Raw genomic sequence first — 2053 nt, forward strand, 5'->3', positions numbered from 1 at the left:
CGGGGGGGGGCCGGGGCGCTCTCTGCCGCCCGCCCTCGGGGTTTTACCCCCCGGGCCGGCGCGCGCCCCCCCCGCGCGCCCCGGCGCCGGCCGGGGCGGCCCCCCGCCCCCCCGCCCGGCTCTCTCGTCTGTCTGCGAGACCGTCGGTGACTAGCGCGTGCCGATCTCGTCCGTCAGCTGCGGCAGCACCGCGAACAGGTCGCCGACCACGCCGTAGTCGACCAGGTCGAAGATCGGGGCCTCCGGGTCCTTGTTGACCGCGACGATCGTCTTCGAGGTCTGCATGCCCGCGCGGTGCTGGATCGCACCGGAGATGCCCGCCGCGATGTACAGCTGCGGCGAGACCTGCTTGCCGGTCTGGCCGACCTGGTTGGAGTGCGGGTACCAGCCCGCGTCCACCGCGGCGCGCGAGGCGCCGACGGCCGCGCCGAGCGAGTCGGCGAGCTTCTCGACGACCCCGAAGCCCTCGGCGGCGCCCACGCCGCGGCCGCCGGAGACCACGATGGCGGACTCGGTCAGCTCCGGGCGGCCGGAGGAGACCCGCGCGGTGCGCGAGACGACCTTGGCGGCGTTGCCGGTGAAGGCGACGGTGACGTTCTCGACCGTGCCGGCGGCCGGGGCGGCCTCGGGCGCGGCGGAGTTCGGCTTGACGGTGATGACCGGCGCGCCGTGCGTGACCGTGGACTTCACCTGGTAAGAGGCGGCGAAGACGGACTGCGTGGCGACCGGGCCCTTCTCGCCGGCCTCCAGCTCCACGGCGTCGGTGATCAGACCGGACTCGAGGCGCAGCGCCACGCGCGCGGCGACCTCCTTGCCCTCGCCGGACGAGGTGACCAGGACGGCCGCGACGCCCTTGTCCTTCGCGATCTGGGCGAGCGCGTCGACCTTTGGCACGACGAGCTGCTCGGCGAACTCCGGGCCGTCCGCGACGTACACGGTGGCGGCGCCGTACTCGGCGGCGGTGGCGGCGACCGACGCGGCGGCCTCGCCCGCGCCCAGGACGACGGCGCTGGGCTCGCCGATGCGGCGGGCCAGGGTCAGCAGTTCGAGGGCCGGCTTGCGGACCGCACCATCGGCGTGGTCCACGAGAACCAGGATCTCAGCCATGATTCATTGCTCCTGAAACGGTGAACAGCGGTGCGGTCAGATGAACTTCTGGGTGGCGAGGAACGCGGCCAGCTGCTTGCCGCCGTCGCCCTCGTCCGTGACGATCGTGCCCTGCGTACGCGCCGGGCGCGCCGTCGCCGAGTCGACCAGGGTCCAGGACCCGGCGAGGCCGACCTCGTCGGCGTCGATCTCCAGGTCGTCCAGGTCGAGCTCCTCGACCGGCTTCTTCTTGGCGGCCATGATCCCCTTGAAGGAGGGGTAACGGGCCTCGCCGGACTGGTCGGTGACCGACACGACGGCCGGCAGCGGGGCCTCGAGCAGCTCGGTGGCGGCGTCGCCGTCGCGACGGCCCTTCACCACGCCGTCCTCGACCGACACCTCGGACAGCAGGGTGACCTGAGGCAGGCTCAGCCGCTCGGCGAGCAGCGCCGGCAGCACACCCATGGTGCCGTCGGTCGACGCCATGCCGCAGACGACCAGGTCGAAGCCGGTCTTCTCCAGCGCCTTCGCGACGATCGCGGAGGTGCCGAAGACGTCCGAGCCGTGGATGTCCTCGTCGTTGACGTGGACGCCCTTGTCGGCGCCCATCGACAGCGCCTTGCGCAGCGCGTCCTTGGCGTCGTCCGGGCCCACCGTGATGACGGTGACCTCGGCGTCGTCGGCCTCCTCGGAGATCCGCAGCGCCTGCTCGACCGCGTACTCGTCGAGCTCCGAGAGCAGCCCGTCCACCTCGTCGCGGTCGACGGTCAGGTCGTCGGCGAAACCGCGGTCGCCGGTGGCGTCGGGAACGTACTTCACACAGACAGCGATCTTCAGGGTCACGGCCTGTCTCCTTTCAACGGGCAGGTGGTTACGGGAGGTTGCGGGCCATGACGATGCGCTGGACCTGGTTGGTGCCCTCGTAGATCTGGGTGATCTTGGCGTCGCGCATCATGCGCTCGACGGG

The 2053-nt window shown here is 72.2% G+C and carries 3 protein-coding genes; all 3 read right to left on the reverse strand.

Annotation, left to right across the window (positions count from 1 at the left end; genetic code table 11):
• Positions 1-150: 150 nt before the first annotated feature.
• Positions 151-1107, reverse strand: coding sequence for an electron transfer flavoprotein subunit alpha/FixB family protein (locus ACGFMM_RS27770; protein WP_393649189.1), 957 nt, complete (start codon positions 1105-1107; stop codon positions 151-153).
• A gap of 36 nt (positions 1108-1143) precedes the next feature.
• Positions 1144-1929, reverse strand: a complete 786-nt coding sequence (locus tag ACGFMM_RS27775; RefSeq protein WP_393649190.1) for an electron transfer flavoprotein subunit beta/FixA family protein — start codon at positions 1927-1929, stop codon at positions 1144-1146.
• 28 nt (positions 1930-1957) lie between these two features.
• Positions 1958-2053, reverse strand: a 96-nt coding sequence (locus ACGFMM_RS27780) for an acyl-CoA dehydrogenase family protein (protein WP_157849844.1), incomplete at its 5' end; no start/stop codon positions are given.

It is taken from the genome of Streptomyces sp. NPDC048604 (genome assembly GCF_043199435.1).
In the GTDB taxonomy this organism is placed as follows: domain Bacteria; phylum Actinomycetota; class Actinomycetes; order Streptomycetales; family Streptomycetaceae; genus Streptomyces.